The organism is Endozoicomonas sp. SESOKO3 (assembly GCF_024606255.1).
The window spans coordinates 1-4,802 of record NZ_JAHHPR010000103.1; the positions used below are offsets into that span (position 1 = coordinate 1).

Here is a 4,802-nt window from a genome sequence, read left to right on the forward strand (position 1 = left end):
ATCCTCAATTTTCTGCCGTCCTCGCTACGGGCGCTATTCTCGGTCAGCCTCCTAGGGTTTTTGCTTAATTTCTGTCTATAGTGAACGGCTCATATTTCAGAAATGATCGGTGAGCCAGATGCAAAATGTTATGAAAAATCCACTATTATCCGTTGATGAATACCTGGAGTCTGAAAAGGCGGCTGAATCAAAAAGAGAGTATATCAATGGATATGTCTTCCCCATGGTGGGTGGCAGTCGAACGCATAACTTGTTGACAGTTTCTCTTGCAACGAGGCTTCATCAGCATCTTTCTGGCACTGGCTGTGATGTCTTTGCTTCTGACATGAAAGTCAGTGCAGGCTCTGAAAGTGATAATATCTTTTTCTACCCCGACATAATGGTGTCCTGTGGCCGTGGCTCTGGTGATGATTATGTTGAAGAGAATCCAAAACTGATTATTGAGATTTTTTCGAAATCCACAGAACAGCATGATCGTTTTGCCAAACTTGAGGCATATACTCAAATAGCGACCTTGGAAGAATACATGCAGGTTTCTCAATATGAGTTTCTGGTGGATCTTTACTGGCGAGAAGGGAGTCAATGGTGTACACAGCGTTACGAAGAAGCAGACTCTTTGTTATTGTACTCAGTCGCTCTCGAACTTCCCGTTCTGGATATATACAAGGACATTACGGCCAAAATTCCGGGTCCATCGCCTGCTCATAGTTCCAGGGGCATTCTTTTGGAAAAGTAGAGGAGGGTAGCTCTGTCTCATCTGAGGCGTCTTCTACAGCGTCCGAGTAAGCTTCAACCAAAATCTCTGACAGTTTGCTTTTCAGTCCCGGATTTTTTCTTAGAATTCGCCTGATCTGCTTGCGTTGCTCTCGGATCGTTCTTTCCCAGCTTTGGCCAGTCTGCCTTTTTTCAGGCTGGTACTGCCATTTCAACAAATGCATGAAAAGTACGCATATTCTGGACTCTAATGCCCTGTAGTCACTGCGACCCATGCTCTCAATTTCCTCAAGGATATTTTCCAGATCGAGTTCTGTCAGGCGGCCCTCACGGATCAGTTTTGCCTGCCTCTGGGTCCAGCTGTAAAAATCAGTATCGTATAAATCACGCACAAAAATGACCTGCTGTTTTATAGGATTTCATAGTTACTGTTCAGTTTATCTTATGGACTGAGAAGTTTTAGGGCCAGAATTCAGGATTGATAGCTTGCTCATAGCTCCAGGGACGCTCCTTGGGAAAAGTGGAAGGTGATAGTCCTGTTTCTTCAGCGGCATCTTCGACGGCTCTTTTGTAAGCAACAGGAAGCATAACATCAATTTTGTGTTTTAGACCCGGAGAATCCTGTAGAATTCGCCATGCCTGCTTACGTTGCACACGGATGGTTCGTTCCCAGCTGTGGCCTGTTTGTCTTTTTTCTGGCTGATGCTCCCATTTCAACAAATGCATAAAGAGTATTTCCAGCCGGGACTGCAAGGCTCTGTAATCACTGCGACCCATGCTCTCAATTTCCTCAAGGATATTTTCCAGGTCGAGTTCTGCGAGGCGACCTTCACGAATCAGTTTTGCCTGTCTCTGAGTCCAGCTGTAAAAATCGGTATCATACAAGTCTCGCATAAAGGCTACCTGCTTTGTCCGTTATCCCATTTTCCTTCATTCTATCTTACTCACTTTGTGCTTTACGAATCTAAACTGCGCTCATTAAGATAGCTCAAGTTTCATTTATAGGGCTGGGCGTAGTTTAATACAAAATCAGTAGGTGATACTGACTGCAGCCATGAGTACACTCAATACTCCGGCTCGTTTTGTTCTGAAATTTATACTCGAAGTCATCAATCCGAAAGGCTCCTGAGGGTTTGTTTTACCCTCGACTTTTTGCTGTCAGAGCCTGAAGAAATGGTGTTATTCGTACTTCTATATTGTCAAAACATTGGCTGTGCTGTCTGGGTGTTTATTCTGGAGTCTGTCCTGAGTTCTTTATAAAATCAGTCATTTACATTCAATGGTTCTGTTGTATTCATAGTTTTTTTTCCATCTGTTTGGTTTTTTTTAAAAATCCGTCTAGAACTGAAAATAACGGTTTCAAGATATCTGAAGCCAAACGTTAATAATCAATAAGGAAGTTTGATTATGAATACATTTTTCTCAAGCATTGCTCTTTCCAGCCTTTTAATATTCTCTAGCGGTTCATTTGCCAATAGCGACGAAAAAGAACAGGTCGTTAACGTCAACACAGCCACCGTTCAGGAATTGGACGAAAAGCTTATAGGCGTAGGCAGACGAACAGCAGAAGAGATAGTAAAACACCGTAAAGCACATGGTCCTTACAAGAATATGGATGACCTTGATCAGGTGAAGTTCATCGGTGAAGCCTTTATGAAGAAGAACGAATCCAGGATAATTTTCGAAGAGTAGGGAATCACATATACAAAAAGCCCGTCCATAGAGACGGGCTTTTTGTATGTTGAGTACGTGTTTCAAAACCGATAATCTAGCCTGAATAAAGACTTATGCAGGAGTATTCCTTTGACCTTTACCTGGATTGATTGGGTCATTGCGACCATAGTGGCTGTTTCCTCTCTTATCAGCCTTAAACGTGGCTTTTTCAAAGAAGTTCTCTCTCTTCTGACCTGGGTAGTGGCCATTTTTGTGGCCTGGACTTTTAACGGCAGTGTTGCGAACTTGTTAACTCAGTATGTAGAAACCCCGTCTGTTAGAGTGATTTCCGCATCAATTTTGCTTTTTGTCGCAACGCTACTGGTGGGCGGGTTGATTAATCGATTATTTTCAGAATTGGTTGAAGCCACCGGTCTCACTGGGACTGATAGGATACTGGGTATGGTTTTCGGCGGGCTCAGAGGCTGCTTGCTTGTGGTGCTTGTGGTGGGATTAATGACTTTTGCTCCATTAGAGAATGACGAAGCATGGCAAGATTCGGTATTATTGCCGCACTTTTTGCTACTTGCAGACTGGTCCAGACAAACAGTGGTCCAGTGGGTTGAACCTATGTTGCAAGCCGGTTGAAATAATCTCTGAAAGCTTCCCGGGAACAGGCAAACGTCCAGAGGGCGCTTTCTGAACTTTTGAGAAAAAATAGGCTCTAAAGACAGCTATAAGCACAAAAAACAGGGTTTTTCTGACTTTCAGGTGACCTTGCCAGAGCTTTGGAGCCGCTGATCCAGCCTGAGGATGTGAGAAATGTGTGGAATTGTCGGTATTTCGGCGACAGTGAATGTTAACCAGCTGTTGTTCGATGCGCTGACCGTGCTTCAGCACAGGGGGCAGGACGCAGCCGGTATGGTGACCCTGGGAGGAGGGCACTTTTATCTGAGAAAAGATAACGGGCTGGTCCGTGATGTCTTCAGAACCCGGCACATGAAAAAACTGGTGGGCAATATGGGCATCGCTCATGTTCGTTATCCTACCGCAGGTACTTCCAGCTCAGCCGAGGCCCAGCCGTTCTATGTTAACTCTCCCTATGGTATTGCCCTTGCCCATAACGGGAATCTGACCAATGCCCAGAGCATCAAGCAGGAACTCTTTGAAGAAGATCTTCGTCACATCAATACCAGCTCTGATTCAGAGATTCTGCTGAATGTCTTCGCCCATGAACTGGAGCAGTCAGGCAAGCTGCAGCCCAAGCCGGAAGACTTCTTCCAGGCGGTTCGTCGAGTCCATGAGCGTTGCGAAGGTGGCTATGCTGTCGTCGCCATGATTAATGGTCACGGTATCATTGGTTTTCGTGACCCTAACGGTATTCGCCCCCTGATCTTCGGTAAGCGGGAAAGCGAAAAAGGCACAGAATATATGATGGCTTCTGAATCCGTCGCTTTGAGTGCCTCTGGTTTTGAAGTTATTCGTGACGTCGAGCCAGGCGAAGCTGTCTTCATAGACTCAAATAATCAGCTGCACACATTCCAGTGTGTTCAGGGCACCAAGCATCCTTGTATTTTTGAGTACGTCTATCTCGCCCGCCCTGACTCCATTGTTGATGGTATTTCTGTCTATCAGGCTCATCAGAGAATGGGGCAGATCCTTGCTAACAAGATTCTCAGAGAGTGGCCAGAGCATGATATTGATGTTGTGATGCCTATTCCTGACACCAGCCGGACATCAGCACTGGAGATTGCCAACCGATTGGGGCTTCCTTACAAAGAAGGCTTTGTTAAAAACCGCTACATTGGTCGCACATTCATCATGCCTGGTCAGGAAGTCCGCGAGAAATCCGTTCGCCAAAAACTCAGTGCCATTCAACAGGAATTTGAAGGCAAGAATGTCCTGTTAGTCGATGACTCCATTGTCAGAGGCACGACCTGTCAGCAGATCATCGAGATGGCCAGAGACAGTGGCGCAAAGAAAGTCTATTTTAGCTCTGCTGCTCCTGCGATTCGCTTCCCAAATGTTTATGGGATCGACATGCCAACATCAGAAGAGCTCATTGCCTACGATCGGACTGACAAGCAAATCGAGCAGGAAATCGGGGCAGATCGTCTGATCTTTCAGGATTTGGATGATCTTAAGAAAATCGTTTCTTCGTTGAATCCCGACATTACCGACTTCGACTGTTCTGTTTTTGATGGTAAATACATTGCCGGCGGTATCGATAGTGAATATTTAAGCCGTCTTGCTGCCAGCAGAAACGAAGAGACCCGGGCTAATGCGGGAAGCGATTCGATCATTGACCTTCACAATGATGAAGAGCTTGCCTGATTTTTCCTTGAACACTATGTTCATAGAGTCGAGCCCCTGTTAGCCTTGCTAGCAGCCTGTCGGACTTAAGGCTGTCCTACTGCGGTTGCAATAAATTGGTC

General features: G+C 45.4%; 6 protein-coding genes. 4 read left to right on the plus strand and 2 right to left on the minus strand.

Annotated elements, in window-relative coordinates:
- The first annotated feature begins 130 nt into the window (after nt 1-130).
- The gene (locus KDK18_RS01845; protein ID WP_257252776.1) at nt 131-736 is read left to right on the plus strand and encodes a Uma2 family endonuclease; all 606 of its coding nucleotides are present in this window, start codon (nt 131-133) and stop codon (nt 734-736) included.
- Here KDK18_RS01845 and KDK18_RS01850 read toward each other — a convergent pair.
- Nucleotides 672-1,106 carry a DUF29 domain-containing protein gene (locus KDK18_RS01850; RefSeq protein WP_257252778.1) on the minus strand — a complete coding sequence of 145 codons (435 nt, stop codon included), beginning with the start codon at nt 1,104-1,106 and terminating at the stop codon, nt 672-674. The two genes, KDK18_RS01845 and KDK18_RS01850, sit on opposite strands and share 65 nt — an antisense overlap.
- 67 nt (nt 1,107-1,173) lie before the next feature.
- Entirely contained in the window at nt 1,174-1,608 is a 435-nt protein-coding gene (locus KDK18_RS01855) for a DUF29 domain-containing protein (RefSeq protein ID WP_257252780.1), read from the minus strand.
- A gap of 513 nt (nt 1,609-2,121) precedes the next feature.
- On the opposite strand from KDK18_RS01855, the gene KDK18_RS01860 reads away from it, so the two are divergent.
- The 3 genes from KDK18_RS01860 (at nt 2,122) to purF (ending at nt 4,701) form a co-directional block, all read left to right on the plus strand.
- Complete coding sequence (locus KDK18_RS01860) at nt 2,122-2,406, plus strand: helix-hairpin-helix domain-containing protein (RefSeq protein ID WP_257252781.1); 285 nt, start codon at nt 2,122-2,124, stop codon at nt 2,404-2,406.
- A gap of 111 nt (nt 2,407-2,517) precedes the next feature.
- Nucleotides 2,518-3,015, plus strand: coding sequence for a CvpA family protein (locus tag KDK18_RS01865; protein WP_257252782.1), 498 nt, complete (start codon nt 2,518-2,520; stop codon nt 3,013-3,015).
- Between the two features lie 174 nt (nt 3,016-3,189).
- Nucleotides 3,190-4,701, plus strand: coding sequence for an amidophosphoribosyltransferase (gene purF, locus KDK18_RS01870; RefSeq protein WP_257252783.1), 1,512 nt, complete (start codon nt 3,190-3,192; stop codon nt 4,699-4,701).
- The last annotated feature ends 101 nt before the right edge of the window (nt 4,702-4,802 follow it).

Coding starts and splice junctions, on each gene's coding strand:
- KDK18_RS01845 (WP_257252776.1), top strand. CDS start 131: ATGAAAAATCCACTATTATCCGTTGATGAATACCTGGAGTCTGAAAAG.
- KDK18_RS01855 (WP_257252780.1), bottom strand. CDS start 1,608: ATGCGAGACTTGTATGATACCGATTTTTACAGCTGGACTCAGAGACAG.
- KDK18_RS01860 (WP_257252781.1), top strand. CDS start 2,122: ATGAATACATTTTTCTCAAGCATTGCTCTTTCCAGCCTTTTAATATTC.
- purF (WP_257252783.1), top strand. CDS start 3,190: ATGTGTGGAATTGTCGGTATTTCGGCGACAGTGAATGTTAACCAGCTG.